Source organism: Maritimibacter alkaliphilus HTCC2654, assembly GCF_000152805.1.
GTDB classification, from domain to species: Bacteria; Pseudomonadota; Alphaproteobacteria; order Rhodobacterales; family Rhodobacteraceae; genus Maritimibacter; species Maritimibacter alkaliphilus.
In genome coordinates, this window is record NZ_CH902578.1 from 3,445,478 (window position 1) to 3,465,123 (window position 19,646).

16 protein-coding genes are annotated in these 19,646 nt (G+C 65.5%); 12 read left to right on the forward strand and 4 right to left on the reverse strand.

Annotated elements, in window-relative coordinates; all coding sequences use genetic code 11:
- Nucleotides 1–47: 47 nt before the first annotated feature.
- Nucleotides 48–3,563 carry a DNA polymerase III subunit alpha gene (dnaE, locus tag RB2654_RS17935; protein WP_008334473.1) on the forward strand — a complete coding sequence of 1,172 codons (3,516 nt, stop codon included), beginning with the start codon at nucleotides 48–50 and terminating at the stop codon, nucleotides 3,561–3,563.
- Nucleotides 3,564–3,798: 235 nt separating this feature from the next.
- Nucleotides 3,799–4,659 carry a formate/nitrite transporter family protein gene (locus RB2654_RS17940; RefSeq protein WP_008334474.1) on the forward strand — a complete coding sequence of 287 codons (861 nt, stop codon included), beginning with the start codon at nucleotides 3,799–3,801 and terminating at the stop codon, nucleotides 4,657–4,659.
- Here RB2654_RS17940 and RB2654_RS17945 read toward each other — a convergent pair.
- The 3 genes from RB2654_RS17945 to RB2654_RS17955 form a co-directional block, all read right to left on the reverse strand.
- Nucleotides 4,656–5,276 (reverse strand): hypothetical protein, encoded by a 621-nt coding sequence (locus tag RB2654_RS17945; RefSeq protein ID WP_008334475.1) that lies wholly within the window; start codon nucleotides 5,274–5,276, stop codon nucleotides 4,656–4,658. The genes RB2654_RS17940 and RB2654_RS17945 overlap by 4 nt on opposite strands.
- 60 nt (nucleotides 5,277–5,336) lie before the next feature.
- The gene (locus tag RB2654_RS17950; protein ID WP_008334476.1) at nucleotides 5,337–5,984 is read right to left on the reverse strand and encodes a glutathione S-transferase family protein; all 648 of its coding nucleotides are present in this window, start codon (nucleotides 5,982–5,984) and stop codon (nucleotides 5,337–5,339) included.
- Between the two features lie 114 nt (nucleotides 5,985–6,098).
- Complete coding sequence (locus RB2654_RS17955) at nucleotides 6,099–6,305, reverse strand: SlyX family protein (RefSeq protein ID WP_008334477.1); 207 nt, start codon at nucleotides 6,303–6,305, stop codon at nucleotides 6,099–6,101.
- Nucleotides 6,306–6,384: 79 nt separating this feature from the next.
- Between RB2654_RS17955 and RB2654_RS17960 the strand changes: the two genes are divergently transcribed.
- The 10 genes from RB2654_RS17960 (at nucleotide 6,385) to RB2654_RS18005 (ending at nucleotide 18,902) form a co-directional block, all read left to right on the forward strand.
- Nucleotides 6,385–6,702 carry a hypothetical protein gene (locus RB2654_RS17960; protein WP_008334479.1) on the forward strand — a complete coding sequence of 106 codons (318 nt, stop codon included), beginning with the start codon at nucleotides 6,385–6,387 and terminating at the stop codon, nucleotides 6,700–6,702.
- A gap of 63 nt (nucleotides 6,703–6,765) precedes the next feature.
- Nucleotides 6,766–8,319, forward strand: a complete 1,554-nt coding sequence (gene hisS / locus RB2654_RS17965) for a histidine--tRNA ligase (RefSeq protein WP_008334483.1) — start codon at nucleotides 6,766–6,768, stop codon at nucleotides 8,317–8,319.
- Nucleotides 8,312–9,406: an ATP phosphoribosyltransferase regulatory subunit gene (locus tag RB2654_RS17970; protein WP_008334484.1), complete on the forward strand. Its 1,095-nt coding sequence runs from the start codon at nucleotides 8,312–8,314 to the stop codon at nucleotides 9,404–9,406. Before hisS ends, RB2654_RS17970 begins: the two co-directional genes overlap by 8 nt.
- Nucleotides 9,403–10,101 (forward strand): ATP phosphoribosyltransferase, encoded by a 699-nt coding sequence (hisG, locus tag RB2654_RS17975; protein WP_008334485.1) that lies wholly within the window; start codon nucleotides 9,403–9,405, stop codon nucleotides 10,099–10,101. Before RB2654_RS17970 ends, hisG begins: the two co-directional genes overlap by 4 nt.
- Nucleotides 10,102–10,160: 59 nt before the next feature.
- Nucleotides 10,161–12,344 carry a PBP1A family penicillin-binding protein gene (locus tag RB2654_RS17980; protein WP_008334486.1) on the forward strand — a complete coding sequence of 728 codons (2,184 nt, stop codon included), beginning with the start codon at nucleotides 10,161–10,163 and terminating at the stop codon, nucleotides 12,342–12,344.
- A 97-nt stretch (nucleotides 12,345–12,441) separates the two neighbouring features.
- Nucleotides 12,442–13,857, forward strand: a complete 1,416-nt coding sequence (locus RB2654_RS17985; RefSeq protein ID WP_040885222.1) for a YcjX family GTP-binding protein — start codon at nucleotides 12,442–12,444, stop codon at nucleotides 13,855–13,857.
- Nucleotides 13,858–13,898: 41 nt separating this feature from the next.
- Nucleotides 13,899–14,294: a GNAT family N-acetyltransferase gene (locus RB2654_RS17990; RefSeq protein ID WP_148912560.1), complete on the forward strand. Its 396-nt coding sequence runs from the start codon at nucleotides 13,899–13,901 to the stop codon at nucleotides 14,292–14,294.
- Nucleotides 14,291–15,292: a YcjF family protein gene (locus RB2654_RS17995; RefSeq protein ID WP_008334489.1), complete on the forward strand. Its 1,002-nt coding sequence runs from the start codon at nucleotides 14,291–14,293 to the stop codon at nucleotides 15,290–15,292. The genes RB2654_RS17990 and RB2654_RS17995 overlap by 4 nt, the downstream gene beginning before the upstream one ends.
- Nucleotides 15,293–15,462: 170 nt before the next feature.
- On the forward strand, nucleotides 15,463–18,453 hold the full coding sequence (gene ileS, locus RB2654_RS18000; protein WP_008334491.1) for an isoleucine--tRNA ligase: 2,991 nt from the start codon (nucleotides 15,463–15,465) through the stop codon (nucleotides 18,451–18,453).
- Nucleotides 18,450–18,902, forward strand: a complete 453-nt coding sequence (locus RB2654_RS18005; protein ID WP_008334493.1) for a methylated-DNA--[protein]-cysteine S-methyltransferase — start codon at nucleotides 18,450–18,452, stop codon at nucleotides 18,900–18,902. The genes ileS and RB2654_RS18005 overlap by 4 nt, the downstream gene beginning before the upstream one ends.
- Here RB2654_RS18005 and RB2654_RS18010 read toward each other — a convergent pair.
- Nucleotides 18,899–19,606 (reverse strand): CDP-alcohol phosphatidyltransferase family protein, encoded by a 708-nt coding sequence (locus tag RB2654_RS18010; protein ID WP_008334495.1) that lies wholly within the window; start codon nucleotides 19,604–19,606, stop codon nucleotides 18,899–18,901. The two genes, RB2654_RS18005 and RB2654_RS18010, sit on opposite strands and share 4 nt — an antisense overlap.
- Nucleotides 19,607–19,646: the final 40 nt, after the last annotated feature.

Consider the following 19,646-nt stretch of genomic DNA (forward strand, 5'->3'; position numbering starts at 1 on the left):
ACACGATCCCGGCTTGCTCCCGCCGACCGGGGGCCTAGTCTGGGCGTATGGCTGCCACTCCCCGATTCATTCACCTTCGCGTCCACACGGAATATTCGCTTCTCGAAGGCGCGGTTCCGGTCAAGAAACTCGCCGGTCTGTGCGAGAGCATGGACATGCCCGCCGTCGCCGTGACCGACACGAACAACATGTTCTGCGCGCTGGAGTTTTCCGTGACGGCGAGCGGGGCGGGCGTGCAGCCGATCATCGGGTGTCAGGTAACGGTCGCCTTCGATACGCCGGAGCCGGGCGAGCAGCCCAGACCGGGCGCGCCCGTGGTTCTGCTGGCCCAGAACGAGGGCGGCTACGAGAACCTGATGAAGCTGAATTCCTGCCTATACCTCGACAAGCACGGGGCGCTGCCGGAGGTCACTCTGGCGGAGTTGGAGCAATATTCGGCGGGTCTTATCTGTCTGACCGGCGGGGCCGAGGGGCCTGTGGGTCACTGGCTTCAGCAGGGCAACCGCGCAAAGGCGCAGGAGCTGATGACGTGGTTCCACCGCGTGTTCGCGGATCGGCTGTATGTCGAATTGCAACGCCATCCCGGCGAAGGCGGGCAGCTGACCGAACCAGAGCAGAAGACCGAGCGCGGGTTCGTGGAAATGGCATATGCCATGGGCATTCCGCTGGTCGCAACGAACGACGTCTATTTCCCCAAGACCCAGCTATACGAGGCGCATGACGCGCTGATCTGTATCGCCGAAGGGGCCTATGTCGACCAGCAGGAGCCGCGCCGCCACCTGACGCCGCAGCATTATTTCAAATCGCCGCAGGAAATGGCGACGCTGTTCGCCGACCTGCCGGAAGCGATCGAGAACACCGTCGAAATCGCGCGCCGCTGCGCCTTCATGGCTTACCGCCGCGACCCGATCCTGCCCAAGTTCGCCGACGACGAGGTGGACGAATTGCGCCGTCAGGCGAAAGAGGGGCTGGAGGCGCGGCTCGCGGTGATCCCGCATGCCGCCCCGGTCGAGGAATACGAGGCGCGGCTCGAGTTCGAGCTGGGCATCATCGAAGGCATGGGGTTTCCCGGCTACTTCCTGATCGTTGCCGACTTCATCAAGTGGTCCAAGGACAACGGCATTCCCATCGGGCCGGGGCGGGGGTCGGGTGCAGGCTCGCTCGTGGCTTACGCGCTGACCATCACCGACCTCGATCCGCTGCGCTATTCGCTGCTGTTCGAACGCTTCCTGAACCCGGAACGTGTGTCGATGCCCGACTTCGACATCGACTTCTGCATGGACCGGCGGGAGGAGACGATCCGCTACGTGCAGGAGAAATACGGGCGCGACAAGGTGGGCCAGATCATCACCTTCGGTGCGCTTCTGTCCAAGGCCGCCGTGCGCGATGTGGGCCGGGTGCTGCAAATGCCCTATGGGCAGGTGGACCGGCTGTCCAAGCTGATCCCGGTCGAGGGCGTGAAGCCCGTGTCGATCACGCAAGCCCTGAAGGACGAGCCGCGGCTGCGCGAAGAGGCGCGAGCGGAGGAGGTCGTGGAACGGCTGCTGCGCTACGCCGAACAGGTGGAGGGGCTTTTGCGGAATGCCTCGACCCACGCGGCGGGGGTTGTGATCGGGGACCGGCCGCTCGATGCGCTGGTGCCGCTCTATCAGGATCCGCGCTCGGACATGCCCGCGACGCAATTCAACATGAAATGGGTCGAGCAGGCGGGGCTGGTGAAGTTCGACTTTCTGGGCCTCAAGACGCTCACGGTCATTCAGAACGCCATCGACCTGATCCACGGGCAGGGGCGCGACCTGCATATCGGGCCCGACGGGGCCGAGATCTACACCCCTGCCGAGGGCGGGGAGAACCAGATCAACCTGATCCCTCTGGATGACGAAAAGACCTATCGGCTTTATGCCAGCGCCAAGACGGTCGCCGTGTTCCAGGTGGAATCCACGGGCATGATGGACGCGCTCAGGCGCATGAAACCGACCTGCATCGAAGACATCGTGGCGCTCGTGGCGCTCTACCGTCCCGGCCCGATGGAGAACATCCCGACCTATTGCGAGGTCAAGAACGGGCAGCGCGAGATCGAGTCGGTGCATCCGCTGATCGACCATATCCTCGAAGAGACGCAGGGCATCATCGTCTATCAGGAACAGGTGATGCAGATCGCGCAGGAGATGGCGGGCTACAGCCTCGGCGGCGCCGACCTGCTGCGTCGCGCGATGGGTAAGAAGATCAAGGAGGCGATGGACGCCGAGCGCCCGAAATTCGAAAAGGGCGCAGCGGAAAAGGGCGTGGACAAGAAGAAGGCGAGCGAGGTCTTCGACCTTCTCGAAAAGTTCGCCAACTACGGCTTCAACAAGTCCCACGCGGCGGCCTATGCCGTTGTCAGCTACCAGACTGCATGGCTCAAGGCGAACCACCCGGTCGAGTTCATGGCGGGCGTCATGAACTGCGATATTCACCTGACCGACAAGCTGGGCGTCTATGCCGAAGAAGTCCGCCGGGGGCTGGATATCGAGATCGTGCCGCCTTGCGTGAACAGGTCCGAGGCGATGTTCTGCGTGTCGGAAGGCCGGGTTGTCTATGGTATCGGCGCGCTGAAGAACGTGGGTGTCGAGGCGATGAAGCTGATCGTCGAGGCACGCAAGGTCGAGGGCCGCGAAAAGCCCTTCGTGAACCTTTACGACGTGGCGCGGCGGGTGGACCTGAAGCGCGTCGGAAAGCGCCCGATGGAAATGCTGGCGCGGGCCGGGGCCTTCGACGAGTTGGACGCGAACCGGCGGCGGGTGTTCGAAAGCCTCGACGCGCTGGTGAGCTATTCGGCGGCGATCCACGAACAGCGCGACAGCGCGCAGGTCAGCCTGTTCGGCGAAGCGGGGGACGACCTGCCGGAGCCGCGCCTATCGAATGCGCCGGACTGGCTGCCCAACGAACGGCTGGCCGAAGAGCACAAGGCGATCGGGTTCTATCTGTCCGGGCATCCGCTGGACGACTACATGGCCGCGCTCAAGCGCAAGGGCGTGGTGACGCTGGAAGAACTGACCAAGAAGGTCGAGCGCGCGCCCTGCGTCGCCAAGATCGCGGGCGCGGTGTCGGCCAAGCAGGAGCGCAAGTCGGCCAAGGGCAATCGCTTTGCCTTCGTCGCCATGACCGACCCGACCGGGGCCTGCGAGATCACGGTGTTCTCGGAAACGCTGGAGCAGAACCGGCAGTTTCTGGAAACCGGCATGAACGTCGTGGTGACGGTCGAGGCGACCTATGAAAGCGAACAGTTGAAACTGCTCGCCCGGTCGGCCGCCCCGGTGGATACGGTGGTGCAGGACGCGGGCGGCATGGCGCTGAGAGTCTATGTCGACAGCCCCGGCGTGGTCGCCACGGTCGCGGGGCTGCTCGAGTCGGCGCGCGAACAGGCCAAGGGCGCGCGGCCTGGTGCGGTCAGTTTCTGCCTGATGGACCCGACCCTGCCCGGCGAGGTGGAAATGGACATCGGTGCCGAATTCCCGCTGAACCCCCAGATCAAGGGTGCGCTGAAGTCGTTGTCCGGCGTCGTCGACGTCGAGGAAGTCTGACGTTTCCGAAAGGAGCGGGCTGAAGCCCGCGCTTTGGGAGCCTGATCCGCCAAGGGCGGCTCAGGCGATCAGGGGGCGCTGCCCCCGCTCGCATTTGCAGGCAAATGAGAGCCCCCCCGAGGTTTTTTGAAACAGAGAAGAGGCAGGCTCGCCCACTTTGGGGGCCGTCGTGTTCGGCTGTGACTGAACCTTTCCGGCCTTTGTGCCGTTATCAGTCGGACACGAGGACCGTTACATGCACGACCATTCCCCCGACCGCGACAGCCCCGCGCCCGATCCCGCACTCGAGGAAGAAGAGCAGCAGGAAGAGATCAAGGAGGCGTCCAAGCTGTCGCCGACCACCATTTACGAGGTGATCCGGCTGGATGGCGAGGAAGAGCTACGGCGCAACAAACTGTCGCTCATGTGGTCGGGCATCTCGGCCGGGATCGTCATCAGTCTTTCGGTCCTTGGCGAAGCGATCTTCCGCGCGCACCTGCCCGATACGCCGGCGCGTTACCTGATCGAGAACCTGGGCTATTCGCTGGGTTTCCTGATGGTGATCGTGGGGCGGATGCAGTTGTTCACCGAGAACACGATGACCACAGTGCTGCCCTTGCTCGACAAGCCCGGCTGGGGTGTTCTGGGGCGCACGGCAGTGCTTTGGGCGATCGTCCTGATCGCCAACGTGATCGGCGCCTTCGTCGTGGCGCTGTTTTATGCCTATGGCGGCGCGCTGGGCGACGACCTTATGGCCGCCATGTTCGAACTGTCGCTGCATGCGGTCGGTTTCGAGCCGGGCGAGGCCTTTGCGCGCGGCATTCCCGCCGGTGTCCTGATCGCCGCGATCGTCTGGATGCTGCCGCAGGTCAAGGATGCAGCGGTCGCGATCATCGTGATCTTCACTTGGCTCATCGCGGCAGGCGATTTTACGCATATCGTCGCCGGATCGGTCGAAATGGCGCTGTTGATGGTGGTGGGCGACCTGAGCCTTACGGACGGCGTGTTCGACTTTTTCCTGCCGGTGCTCGCGGGCAATGTGATCGGCGGCACGGCGATTTTCACCATGTTGATCTATGGCCAGACCCGGCGGGACCGGGAACGGCGTCTGGGTTAACGGCGCAGTTCCACGATGCGGCGCGCGACGCCTTCGCCCCCGTTCAGGGTGCCGACGGTGATGCCGTAGATCAGACGTTCGGACAGGACGACGAAGTAGAGGTCGAAGTCCACCTCGCCCTCGGGCCCCGTGTAGCTGCCGCCGCCCTGAAGCTGGGGCAGGGTGCCGATGTCGCACCCGGCTTCGGCTGAGATCTGGTCGTTCTGGGCCACATCCTCGGGGTCGAGCGGGCTGCCCTCGGGGAGATCGAAGTTGAGGCCGTCGCGCCAGGCCCGCAGTTCGACCTCGCCCTCGAACACCGGGCCGCCGCTGATGAAGAGTGCGTCGTTCGCCATCGACAGGGTTGTCGGTTCCGCCGTGCCCTGATCGGGGAGGGGCACGGTGCGGCCCGACATCGTGGCCACGCCTACGCCCATGAAGGTCTGGTAGGTTCCGAGGATATCGGGCGCGTCGCCCGCCAGGATCGCGTCGGCGGTAAGCGTGCAGCCGATGCTGGGCGAGGCGTCCGGCGCGGGCATATCCGTGGCCTCGACCCCGTCCGAGGTGTCCTGTGCCAGCGCGATGGACGCGGCGAGGCAGAGAGCGGCGGCGGCGGGGGCGAGTGTGTATCGGGACATGAAATCTCCTGTCTGAACCACAGAAAACCTAGACGCCCCGCGCCCGCAGGTGAAGCCGCGTCAGGCCGCGAGCCCGCTTTTCTCGGGCGTGGCGAGCCCGTCGGCGCGAAGTGCGCGCTGGACCGCCGGGCGGGCGATCATGCGCTGGTGGTGGTCGCGGATGTTGTCCGGCATCTCGATCCCGTGTTGGTGACACCAGCGGGTCATGTAGAAAAGCGCTCCCTCGGCCACGGTGAAATCGCCCAGAAGCCAGTCCTTGTCGCCCAGCGTCTCGGACAGGTTGTCGAGGCCGATCTTCACCTGATCGCGGCCATGCGCCCGAAGCGCCTCCTGCGCGGACGGGTCGTCCGGGTGGAACTTCATCGGCGCGAAAATGAAGGTGAAGCCACGCATGTGGATCGACGACACCATGTAATCCATGATCTCGATCACGCGAAGCTGGCCCTCGAAATCGGCGGGCAGCATCCGGGCCTCGGGGTAGGTGTGGCCGATCCAGAGCGCGATGGCCGGAAACTCGGTCACGAGCGAGCCGTCTTCGCGCAGGATCGCGGGGACTTTGCCCTTGGGGTTCGCCGCGCGGTAGTCGGGCGAGAACTGTTCGCGGTTGGCAAGGTCGATGATCCGGTTTTCGAAGTCAGCCCCCGCCTCTTCGAGCAGGACATGGATGCCGATGGAACAGGCGCCGATGCCGTTGAAGAACGTAATCATGGTATCCTCCCTGAGACTGGCGCGAGCCTAGGGCAGGATACCTGTGTGTGACAGTCGGATTTTCGCGTCTTTGCGTTTCGCGGCGACGATGGACGGCGCTGGGTCGAGCCCGCCCTACCAGTGCGGCGGTTTCTGGTCGGCCAGCGGGACGCTTCCGCCCGCCTCAAGCTCCTGCTCCGCCGCGCGTTCCATCAGCATGTGCAGACGGCGGGTGAGCGTGTCGAGCAGCTTGTCCTGCCGCGCGATCACCTCGGACAGCTCGTCCACGGTGCGGGTGAGGTAGGCCACCTGTTCTTCGAGATCGGTAATGCGGTCGGTCATGTCCGTCTCCTTTTGATCGGTGTCATAGCGGGGGTGCCCGCCAAGCGCGACACTTACCTTCGTGAAATGGGAGGTAAGAATGAAACGGATCTTCGCAACCTTGGCCGCCCTGCTGATCGCCAGCACGGCGCAGGCCTATGACGGCGAGCTTTACGTGACCTGTCACCTCGACCCGGCAGGCGACAACTGGGTCGCGTTGAAGGCCGCGCCGAACATCAATTCGCAGCGGCTGATGAAGCTGGGGCCCGAGACGTTCCTCGTCACCACCGATCCCTATCCGCAGGGCAAGTGGCGGCAGGTGATCGTGCAGCGGTCGATGCAAAGCTGGGATTATTCCGGCCCCGTCGGCTGGGTCTATACCGACTACATCTGTTACGTGGACCTGAGCGGGGGCTGAGCGCCGCTTGCCCCGTGGCCGGAACCGGGATATTCCGCCCGCGAACGTTGGACGGGAGCCATCATGGCCAAGCAAAAGAAACAGCCCCGGCCCAAGGCGGAAACGCCGAAGGGCTTTCGCGATTACTTCGGCGCGGACGTGGAAGAGCGTCGGCAAATGCTGGACGCGATTGCGGGCGTGTATCATCGCTATGGCTTCGATGCGCTGGAGTCCTCGGGCGTCGAGACGGTCGAGGCGCTGGGCAAGTTCCTGCCCGATGTGGACCGACCGAACGAGGGCGTTTTTGCCTGGCAGGACGAGGACGAGACGTGGATGGCGCTGCGTTACGACCTGACCGCGCCGTTGGCCCGAGTCTATGCCCAGCACCGCAACGACCTGCCGACCCCCTATCGCCGCTATGCGATGGGGCCGGTCTGGCGCAACGAGAAGCCGGGGCCGGGGCGGTATCGGCAGTTCTATCAATGTGATGCGGATACGGTCGGCACGGCCAGCATGGCGGCGGATGCGGAAATCTGCGCGATGTTGTCGGATGCGCTGGAAGAGGTCGGCATTCCGCGCGGTGATTACGTGGTGCGGATCAACAACCGCAAGGTGCTGAACGGGGTTCTGACTTCTGTCACCTCCGGCGCGGAACGGAATGACATTGCAGGTATGTCTCCCTCGGAACTCCGAGAATACCGGGACTTTGAGATGCAGGGATTGCAGAATGATCCTGCTCTTGATGCTATCATGCGTACACTCGACAAGTTTGACAAAGTCGGCGTCGAGGGTGTGAGAAATCTCCTGACGCATGGACGGAAAGACCAATCTGGCGCATTTATTGAGGGTGTCGGCCTTTCCAATTCAATGGCCGAAGGTTTCGTGGCGTTCTTGACCGCACGCGGCTCTACGAATGAAGCTACGCTTGCTCGCCTTCGTGAGGTTTTGAGTTTTTCGGCAATTGGCTTGGAAGGCGTCAATGAGCTCGAAGAAATTATTGCCCTATTGAAAGCCCAAGGCTATGGCCCCGACCGCATTGTTATCGACCCTTCCGTCGTGCGCGGTCTTGGCTACTACACCGGCCCCGTGTTCGAGGCGGAGCTGACGTTCGAGATTCTCGACGACAAGGGCCGCCCGCGTCAGTTCGGATCGGTCGCGGGCGGGGGTCGCTACGACGACCTCGTGGCGCGGTTCACCGGGCAGACGGTGCCCGCCGTTGGCGTCTCCATCGGGGTCGACCGTCTACTGGCGGCACTCCGCGAAAAGGGCCGGGTGGGTGGCACCGCGCAAGGCCCCGTCGTGGTGACCGTCATGGATCGCGACCGCATGGCCGACTATCAGACGATGGTGGCGGACCTGCGCAACGCAGGCATCCGGGCCGAGGTCTATCTGGGCAACCCCAAGAATTTCGGCAACCAGATGAAATACGCCGACAAGCGCAACTCCCCCATCGCCATCATCGAAGGCGGGGACGAGAAGGAGCGGGGCGTGGTTCAGCTCAAGGATCTGATCCTCGGCGCGAAGATCGCCGAGAACGCGACGTTGGAAGAGTGGAAGGAACGCCCGTCCCAGATCGAAGTTTCGCGGGCTGATCTGGTGGCGGAAGTTCGAAAAATGCTGGACAGCCAGAATGCCTGACACCCTCGCAAAGGCGCAGGTCCGGGCCGAGGCCGCGCGGCTTCTGGCCCTGTTCGAAGGGCAGGGCGCGCAGGTCGTGGAAACGCCGATCCTGCAACCGGCCGAGACGCTGCTCGACCTGTATGGCGAGGATATTCGCGCGCGCGCCTATGTCACCTCGGACCCGATGATGGGCGAGGCGATGCTGCGCCCCGACTTCACCGTGCCCGTGGTTCAGATGCACATGGCCGAAGGGGCCGAGCCTGCGCGCTATACCTATGCCGGCGAAGTGTTCCGCAAGCAGGAGGACGATCCGCACCGCGCGCCGGAATACATGCAGGTCGGCTACGAGGTGTTCGACCGGGCCAATCCGGCGGCGTCCGACGCCGAGGTGTTCAGCGTGTTTTCCGACATCCTCGCGCCGCAGGGTCTGCGGGCGGCGACCGGCGATCTGGGTATCCTGCTGGCTGCGGTGCGCGGTCTGACCACCACCGAGCGGCGGCGCAACGCGCTGCTCAGGCACCTGTGGCGACCGCGCCGGTTCCGCGCCCTTCTCGACCGGTTTTCGGGGCGCGCGCAGAACCCCGAGGGGCGCAAGGCGCTGGCCGCGGGCGATCCGTTCGAGGGGATGGACGCGCCGGTCATCGGCCTGCGGTCGCGCGACGAGATCGAGGAACGCATCGCGGCCTTGCGGGAGGATATGACGACCCCGCCGATCCCCGAGTCCGAGGTCGCGCTGCTCAACGACCTGCTGTCGATGCGCGAGACGATGACGAATGTGTGCGAGAACCTGCGCGATCTCGCGGTGGACATGCCGTCGATCATGGGCGCGGTCGAACGGTTCAGCGCGCGGTGCAAGGCGCTGGAGGCACGCGGTGTCGATGTCGAAAACCTCGACTTCGAGGGGTCGTTCGGGCGCACCACGCTGGAATATTACGACGGCTTCGTTTTCGGTTTCTACGCCGCCAGCCGCCCGGACCTGCCGCCTGTCGCCACGGGCGGGCGTTACGATGCGCTGACGCGGGTGCTGGGGCGCGGGTCCGAGATTCCGGCGGTCGGCGGCGTGATCCGCCCCGAACTGCTCTTGGCGGCGGGAGGTGCGGCATGACCATCAAGCTTGGCGTGCCCTCCAAGGGCCGGCTCATGGAAAAGACCTTCGACTGGTTCGCGGATCGCGGCGTGACGCTGGCGCGCACCGGGTCGGAGCGGGAATATGCGGGCGCGGTCACGGGGATCGACGGGATCGAGCTGGTCCTGCTCTCCGCCGGGGAAATCCCGCGCGAACTGGCGGCGGGCCGTATCCACCTTGGCGTCACCGGGTCGGACCTCGTGCGCGAAAAGCTGGGGCTGTGGGAAGAAAAGGTGGGCGAGCTTGCGCCGATGGGGTTCGGGCACGCCGACCTTATCATCGCCGTGCCGAAGGCTTGGGTCGATGTGACCACGCTTGACGATCTCGACGCGGTGGCGGCGGCGTTCCGGCGTCGTCACGGTTTCCGCCTGCGCATCGCGACCAAGTATCACCGCCTCATCCGCGACTATCTGCGCGACAACGGGGTGGCCGACTACCAGTTGGTCGACAGTCAGGGCGCGACCGAGGGCACGGTGAAGAACGAGACCGCCGAGGCGATTGCCGACATCACCTCGACCGGGGAAACCTTGCGCGCGAACCATCTCAAGGTGCTGTCCGGCGGCCCAGTCCACCGTTCGCAGGCGACGCTGTTCAAGAGCCGCATGGCCGAGTGGTCCAAGGACGACCGCCGCATCCTGACCGACCTCAAGGATCGTCTCGGGCTCGAAGACTGACGCAGGTGCCGGAACCGCCGGACTGAGCCTGCGTTCTTCCCTTGAACGAGGGAGAGCGCATGTCCGATCACCATAACACCGCTGCGAACTGGGCCCGTGAACTTGGCCGGCGAACGGGGCGCGTCTTTCGCGGCGGACCCGGCCCCGCGACCGACGACGGCGACGAAAGGCGCGAACGGCCGGGGCGTCGCCCGTCGCGCAGGAAACGCATCGCAATCGGGGCGGGGACGCTTGCGCTTTGCGCGCTGCTGGTCGGAGGCGCTTACGTCTTCACCCTGTCCGATCTCGACCGCTACGAGGTGAACACCGAGACCGTCCTTCAATTCGAGGATTCCAAAGGCGGCCCGCTCATGCTGCGCGGCGAGATTCCGTCGGCCTATGTCACGCTGGACGAGATGCCCGCGCATCTCGCCGAAGCTGTGGTCGCGATCGAGGATCGCCGGTTCTTCTCCCACGGTGGCATCGACCCCCGGTCGGTCGGTCGGGCGGTCATGGCCAATGCCTCGGCCGGTGAAATCGTCGAAGGGGGCAGCACGATCTCGCAACAGCTTATCAAGATCAGCTATCTCGAACCCGAGCGGACGTGGCGGCGCAAATTTCACGAGGCGCTGCTCACGCTGTCGCTGGAACGCCGCTATTCCAAGGAAGACATCCTCGAACGCTACATGAACGCGGTGTACCTTGGCAGCGGTGCGCGCGGGATGGGGGCCGCGTCGAAGGTCTATTTCGGCAAGCCCGTCTCCGAGCTGACCCTCGCCGAAAGCGCGGCCCTCGCCGCGACGATCCAGCTGCCCTCCGCCGTGAACCTTTATTCCGATCCCGAGGCGCTCAAATCCCGCGCGGTCCAGACCATCCGCAACATGCGCGCGGACGGCAAGATCGACGCGACCGAGGCGAATGCGGCGGTTGCGGAATTGACGGTCATGCAACCGACGCAAGCGAAAGGCAGCTACGGCGGGTGGTTCGCCGATGTCGTGGCCGCCCAGACCGAAACGCTGGCCGACCGGTTCGATCAGCCGGGCAGCGTGCGCACGACATTGGACCCGGACATGCAGGCGCAGGCCGAGGCCGCGGTGAACAAGGTGCTTGCCGGCACGCCGCATCAGGCCGCGCTCGTCGCGCTGGACCCGGAGGGGCGCGTGGTCGCGATGGTCGGCGGGCGCGACTATGCCGACAGCCAGTTCAACCGGGCGACGCAGGCGCAGCGTCAGCCGGGATCGACCTTCAAGACCTTCGTTTACATGACGGCGCTGGCTGAGGGCATGTCGCCCGACGACGTGATCGAAGATGCGCCCGTCGAGATCGATGGCTACACGCCCGACAATTTCGATGGCCGCTTTCATGGCCGCGTCACGCTCACGACCGCTTTCGCGAATTCCTTCAACGCGGCGGCCGTGAACCTTGGTCAGGCCGTGGGGCTGGACAACGTCGCCGCGACGGCGCGGGCGCTGGGTCTGGACGCCGAGGTCTCCGCCACGCCGTCGCTCGCGCTTGGGGCGTCCGAAGTCACCTTGCTCGACCTCACCGAAGCCTATGCCGGGATCGCCACCGGGCGTATGCCGTTCAAGTCGCATTTCGTCGAGGGCATCACCGCCGGGCAGACGGGCGAGTATTTTCCGTTCGACTGGCAAGACCCGGCGCCGAGCGCGATGAGCGAAAAGCTGGATCCGGTGCGCGAGCAGATCGCGGGCATGTTGCGCGCGACCGTGACGGACGGGACGGGCAAGGCCGTCGCGGGTGTGCCGGGGGCGGTGGGCAAGACCGGCACCAGCCAGAATTTCCGCGATGCGTGGTTCGTGGGCTGGGGCAACGGTCATGTGGTCGGCGTCTGGGTCGGCAATGACGACAACAGCCCGATGGAGGGCGTGACGGGCGGCAGCCTTCCGGCACAGATCTGGGCCGCGTTCCTCGAGGGTGCCGGGGGCGACGCGCAGACGGGGACGGTGGCCCAAGACCCGGCCCCCGAAGTCGTCGCGCGCGAGGGCCAGCCGCAAGACGTGGCCCCGGCGGCGGATGCCGATGCGCTGCGCGACGTCATCGCCGGGATCACGCGGACGGGCGAGATCGACGGGCAGGCGCTGGAACGCGCGGTGCGGGGCCTGTTGAATCAGGGCGGCGCGGCGACCGCGCAGGCCGGATCGTGCAACGTCGCCTCGTGCGACCGCGCCTATCGCTCTTTCCGCGCCTCGGACTGCACCTATCAGCCCTATGGTGGCGGGCCGCGCAAGCTTTGCACTCGGTAAGCGGCGCGTGCGGCGCTTCGGGCGGGCGGGTTGTCCGATGCCACTGGCGAGCCCGCTGTCCAGCCCCTATGTTCTTGGAAACGAAAGGGGTTCGGCGTTGATTTTCAACGATATCGCGGATGGCATCGTCCGGCAGGTCGAGGCGGTGGGAAACGGCGTGAACGAGGCGCTGTTCGAACCCGTGATCCGGCTGGGCGTCACCGGGTTGTCCCGTGCGGGCAAAACCGTGTTCATCACCTCGCTCGTCGCGAACTTGATGAACCGCGAGAGGATGCCGGGCTTTCTGCCGGCCGCCGAGGGGCGCGTCCTGACCGCCTTTCTCCAGCCGCAGCCGCATGACGACGTGCCGCGCTTCGACTATGAAAGCCACCTGTCGGCGATGACCGGGCCGGACCCGCACTGGCCGCAATCGACCCGCGCGGTGAGCGAGTTGCGCTTGTCCTTCCGCGTGAAACCCGGCGGGCTTCTGTCCGGGCTGCGATCGCCACGCACCGTGCATCTGGACATCGTGGATTACCCCGGCGAATGGCTGCTCGATCTGGGGCTTCTCGACATGGACTATGCCACGTGGTCCGAGGACGCGCTGAAACGGGCCGAGCCGCGCAAGATGGGGGGCGATTTTCTTGCCGCTGCCCACGCCGCCGATCCGGCGGGCGAGTATGACGAGACGACGGCCAAGACCTTGTCGTCGGATTTCGCAGCCTACCTGCGTGACGCGCGCGAGGCCGGGTTTTCAGACTGCACGCCGGGGCGGTTCCTGCTGCCCGGCGAGATGGCCGGGTCGCCCGCGCTGACGTTCGCGCCGCTCCCGACGCCCACGCGCGCGCCGCGAGGGTCGCTCCACCGCGAGTTCGAGCGTCGGTTCGAGGCCTATAAATCCAAGGTGGTGAAGCCCTTCTTCCGCGATCATTTTTCCCGCATCGACCGTCAGATCGTGCTGGTCGACGTGCTGGGCGCGATCCATGCGGGGCCAGCCGCGCTGGAAGACCTGCGACGGGCGATGGCGGAAATTCTGTCGGCCTTCCGGCCTGGTCGCAACGCGTGGCTCACCTCGCTCCTCACTGGGCGGCGGGTCGAGAAGATCCTGTTCGCGGCGACCAAGGCCGACCATCTGCACCATACCCAGCACCCGCGCTTGACGGCCGTGATGTCGGCGCTGATGCGCGAGGCCAAGGATCGGGCCGATTTCGCAGGCGCGACCACGGCGGCCATGTCCATCGCGGCGCTGCGGACCACGACCGAAGAGACGCTGGACCATCAGGGCCGCAAGCTCGACTGCGTGCGCGGCACGCTTCTGGACACCGGAAAACGCGCGGCGTTCTATCCCGGCGATCTGCCCGAAGACCCGGCACGGCTGCTCAAGCCCGCGCGCGACGGGGCCGAGGCGTGGCTCGACGACGATTACGGGATCATGCGGTTCGCGCCCGCCGAGATCACGCTGAAACCGGGCGAGGGTCCGCCGCACATCCGGCTCGACCGCGCCGCCGAATTCCTGCTGGGGGATCGGCTGTGAGGGCGGTGCGCGTCACCCGCGCCCGGCCATGGGAGACGACCGTGCTTGCGCGCATCCTGTGGGATTTCGGGGGCGAGGCCGCGTGGCTGCCCCGTGTGCGCACCCGGACCGAAGAGGCGCGGCTCATTCGCCGGATGGTGCGCCGGGGCTGGGTCCATGTCGCCCGCCGTGGCGCGCGCGTCGTCGGGTTCATCGCCGCGGGCGAGGGCGAGATTCACGCGCTTTACCTGCTGCCCGAGGCACGGGGGCAGGGGATCGGACAGGCGCTGATCGCCCATGCGCAGGCACGTTCGCCCCGTCTGGGCCTATGGGCCCATGCCGCCAACCATCCCGCGCGCCGCTTCTACGCGGCCGCCGGGTTCCGCCCCGTCTCGGTGGGCGCGTCGAACGACGAGCGGCTCACGGAAATCCGATTCGAGTGGGAGGGTGCGGCATGAGCAAAGGCCCGGTTCTGATCGACCTCGACGACGACGCGCCCGCCAAGGAAACGCCCGCCACCGCGCCGCCCGTGCCCGACCCGGAGCCGGACCTGCCGCAGCCCCGCGCGATGGAAATGGCGGCCCGGATCGCCACGCGTAGACCTTCGCGGCTGTCGCGCTGGTTCTGGTCGTTGGCCCTGTCGCTTGTGGGGTTCGCCGCATCCGTCGCGGCTTGGGAATTCGTGACAACGCTGCTGGAACGCAACCCGGTGCTGGGCCTGATCGCTACCGTGCTGACGGTCGCCTTCGTCGTGGTCCTGCTTATCATCGCACTGAGGGAACTGGCGGCCTTCGCCCGACTGCGGCGCGTCGACGACATCCACGCGGCGGCGGATGCGGCACTGACCCATGCCAATCTGGCCGAGGCGAAGGGCGTCATCGAGCGGCTGCGCCGTCTCTTCCGTGGGCGCGAGGATCTGCGCTGGGGGCTGGATCGTCTGGCCGAACGTGAGGGCGACGTCTTCGACGCGGATGGGCTGATCCATCTGGCCGAGGCCGAGTTGCTTGGGCCATTGGACGAATTGGCCAAACGCGAGGTCGAGGCGGCGGCGCGGCAAGTCGCCACGGTGACGGCCATCGTCCCGCTCGCTCTGGCGGATGTGGTGACGGCGCTCACCTCGAACATCCGGATGATCCGCCGGATCGCGGAGATTTACGGCGGCCGCGCGGGTGCGCTTGGCGCTTGGCGGCTGACCCGCGCGGTGATGACACATTTGGTTGCCACAGGGGCCGTCGCGGTGGGCGATGACCTGATCCAATCGGTCGCGGGCGGCACGGCGCTCTCGCGCATCTCCCGCCGCTTCGGCGAGGGCGTCGTGAACGGCGCGCTGACCGCGCGTGTGGGCGTGGCCGCGATGGAGGTGTGCAGGCCCCTGCCGTTTTCGCGCGAGAAGAAGCCCTCGGTCACGCGGTTGGTGCAACGGGCGCTGACGGGGCTGTTCGGCTCGAAAAGCTGACAGTTGCGGACCGTCGCCAAGGGGCGCTATACCCCCGCCCATGATGCATACGGCGATCATCATTCGAATTAGCGGCCCGGCTCTCACCTGAGACGCCGGGACAAGGCGTATGGACCCCGCGCCGCCCTTCCCCTACACACACCGCGACCAGAATTCGAAGGACACACCCGATGTGCGCCGACACGCCTGACTACAAAGATACCCTGAACCTGCCCGAGACGGATTTCCCGATGCGCGCGGGCCTGCCGAACCGTGAACCCGGCTGGCTGGACCGCTGGGAAAAGATCGGCGTTTACGACCGCCTGCGCGAGAAAGAGGGGCGCCCGCCCTTCACGCTGCACGATGGCCCGCCCTATGCGAACGGTCACCTGCATATCGGTCACGCGCTGAACAAGATCCTCAAGGACATGATCGTGCGCAGCCAGCAGATGCTGGGCCATGACGCGCGTTACGTGCCGGGCTGGGACTGTCACGGCCTGCCGATCGAATGGAAGATCGAAGAGCAGTATCGCAAGAAGGGCAAGAACAAGGACGAAGTGCCGGTCATCGACTTCCGTCAGGAATGCCGCCGCTTCGCCGAGGGCTGGATCGACATCCAGCGTGAGGAGTTCAAGCGTCTCGGCGTGACCGGCAACTGGGCCGATCCGTACCTGACGATGGATTACCACGCCGAGGCCGTGATCGCGGAAGAGTTCATGAAGTTTCTCATGAACGGCACGCTCTATCAGGGGTCGAAGCCCGTGATGTGGAGCCCGGTGGAGAAGACCGCGTTGGCCGAGGCCGAGGTCGAGTATCACGACAAGGAAAGCTTCACGATCTGGGTGAAATTCAAGGTCACCGACTTCAATGTGAAGGACGAGGATCGCATGTCCGAGGAAGAGACCTCGGAAATGCGCGAGGCCGTGGCGCAGACGATCGCCGAGACGCGCGAGAAATTCCTCGGCGCGAACGTTGTGATCTGGACGACGACGCCTTGGACCATCCCGTCGAACAAGGCGGTCGTGTTCGGGGCCGACTATCAATATGGCCTCTACGAAGTCACCGACACGCCCGACGAATGTTGGGCAAGGGTGGGCGAACGCTTCATCCTTGCCGACAAGCTGGCCGCGCAGACCTTTGCACGCGCTCGCCTGGAGGAAGGTCAGTGGAAACGCGTCTCCGACGTGACGGCGCATCAACTGGCCGCCATGACGCTGGCCCACCCGCTTGCCGGGGCCGAAGGGTCGAACGGCGAATGGGACCAGCCGCGCGATTTCCGGGCCGCCGATTTCGTGACGGACGAGGAAGGTACCGGGTTCGTCCATTGTGCGCCGTCGCACGGGATGGAGGAATACGAGCTTTACCGCGATCTCGGGATGCTCGATCAGGTTATCACCTACAACGTGATGGACGACGGCGGCTTCCGCGCCGATCTGCCGTTCTTCGGCGGCAAATACATCCTGAACCGCAAGGGCGGGGAGGGCGATGCCAACAAAACCGTCATCGACAAGCTGGTCGAGGTCGGCGGGCTCTTGGCACGTGGCAAGATCAAGCACAGCTATCCGCATAGCTGGCGCTCCAAGGCTCCGGTGATCTATCGCAACACTTCGCAGTGGTTCGCCGCCGTCGATGCCAAGCTTGACGACGGGATGGGGCAGTATGGCGACACGATCCGTTCGCGCGCGTTGACCTCGATCGACGAGCTGGTGAAGTGGACGCCGCAGACCGGGCGCAACCGGCTGTATTCGATGATCGAAAGCCGCCCCGACTGGGTGTTGTCGCGCCAGCGCGCCTGGGGTGTGCCGCTCACCTGTTTCACCAAGAAGGGCGCGCTGCCGACCGATCCCGACTTCCTGCTGCGGGACGAGACCGTGAACGCGCGGGTCGTGGCCGAGTTCGAGGCCAAGGGCGCGGATGTCTGGTATGAGGACGGGTTCAAGGACCGCGTGCTCGGCAATGTCGTGAACCCGGACGACTACGAACAGGTGTTCGACGTGCTCGACGTGTGGTTCGACTCTGGCTCGACTCATGCCTTCGTGCTGCGCGACCGCCCGGACGGGACCGAGGACGGGATCGCGGATCTGTATCTCGAAGGCACGGACCAGCACCGTGGCTGGTTCCACTCGTCGCTGCTTCAGGCCTGCGGGACCAAGGGCCGCGCGCCTTATCGTGGGGTGCTGACGCATGGCTTCACGCTCGACGAGAAGGGCATGAAGATGTCCAAGTCGCTGGGCAACACCATCGCGCCCGAGGATGTGACCAAACAGTATGGCGCGGACATCCTGCGCCTGTGGGTTGCGCAGTCGGATTACACCGCCGACCTGCGGATCGGGCAAGAAATCCTGAAAGGGACCGCCGACAGCTATCGCCGTCTGCGCAACACGATGCGCTTCATCCTCGGCAACCTCGCGGGCTTCTCGGACGAGGAAAAGGTCGATGTGGCGGACATGCCTGAGTTGGAACGCTGGGTGTTGCACCGGATCGCGGAACTTGACGAAATCGTACGTCAGGGCTTTGCCGACTACGATTTCCAGGGGCTATTCCAGCAGGTTTTCAACTTCGCGACCGTGGACCTGTCGTCGGTGTATTTCGACATTCGCAAGGATGCGCTCTACTGCGACGCGGACGATAGCACGCGCCGCCGCGCCGCGCGCACCGTGCTCGACATGCTGTTCCATCGTCTGACCACGTGGCTCGCGCCGATCCTGGTGTTTACGATGGAAGAGGTCTGGCTGGAGCGGTTCCCCGGTGACGAAAGCTCGGTCCACCTCGTCGATATCCCGGAGACGCCGGCGGCGTGGAAGGACGAGGCGCTGGCGGCCAAGTGGGCCGGTATCCGCAAGGTGCGGCGCGTCGTGACCGCCGCGCTCGAGGTGCAACGCCGCGACAAGGTCATCGGGGCGTCGCTCGAGGCCGCTCCGGTGGTGCATGTCGAGGACGGCGAGGTCGCCAAGGCGCTGGGCACCGTGCATTTCGCCGACATTTGCATCACCTCGGACGTGTCGGTGACGACCGACCCCGCGCCCGCCGAAGCCTTCCGCCTGCCGGATGCGCCGGGCGTGGCTGTGGTGTTCGAGACGGCGGATGGCGAGAAATGCCAGCGCTGCTGGAAGATCCTGCCGGACGTGGGCACCCATTCGCACGACGGCGTCTGCGGGCGCTGCGACGAGGCGCTGGGGTGACCATCCGCGTCGAGAGCCCGGTCGGCCCGCTTTATGTGAGCGAGGGCGACGGGGCGATCACGCGGGTGTCCTGGCGCTCGGCGGATCTGGGGGAAGAAACCCCGGTTCTGGCCGAGGCGCGGGCGCAGTTAGGCGAATACTTCGATGGAAAGCGGCAGGCGTTCGACCTGCCGCTTTTCGTTTCAGGCTCGGACTTCCAACGGCAGGTTTGCGCCGCGATGTCCGCTATCCCGTTCGGGGAAACCCGCACCTATGGCGACATCGCCCGCGACCTCGGCGTGCCCGCGCAGGCGGTGGGGCAGGCCTGCGGCGGCAATCCGATCCCGGTCATCATCCCGTGCCACAGGGTTCTTGGCGCCAATTCGCTCGGCGGTTTTTCCGGGGAAGGCGGGGTCGAAACCAAGGTCGCGCTTTTGCGGCATGAGGGTGCCGCGGGGCTGCTGATCTAGGCGGTTCGCGCGGCGCCGCGCTGCGGGATGATCTGCTGCGCGATACCGGCGAACAGCAGGTAGACGCTGGTGATAACGATGCCCCAATGCGCCCACAGGCCGGGGGCGAAATCGAACCATGCCGCCCAGCCTGCAAAGCCCGTCCACGCGATCGCGATGGGAAGCGACAGCTTGCGCCAGCGCACGGTGCGGGCCGGGTGGATGAACTTGAGCGGCGTGAACATCGCGAAGGCGAGCGCCACGACCAGAACCAGCGTGATCCAGAAATTCGGCTCGGTCGCGAACAGCACCACGACCACCATGTTCCAGCAGCCCGGAAAGCCCGCGAAGGAGTTGTCCTTGGTCTTCATCCGGCTGTCGGCGAAGTAGAGCGCCGAGGCGTATGTGATGAGGATGATCGCGATCCATCCCGTCCAGCCGGGCAGGATGCCGGACTTGAACAGCGCGTAGGCCGGGATGAACACATAGGTCAGATAGTCGATGATGAGGTCCATCAGAACCCCGTCGATCTGCTTGGCGTATCGCTTCACGTCATAGCGCCGCGCCAGCGGGCCATCGATGCCGTCGACGATGAAGGCGACGACAAGCCAGACATACATCAGGCCCCATTCCTCTTCGACGGCGGCAAGCATGGCCAGCATCGCGCAGATGGCGCCGATTGCGGTGAAGAGGTGGACGGCAATCGCCTTTAACTCGCGGGTCATGCCCGACTTGATGGACGATCAACGAAGGCAGGACAAGCCC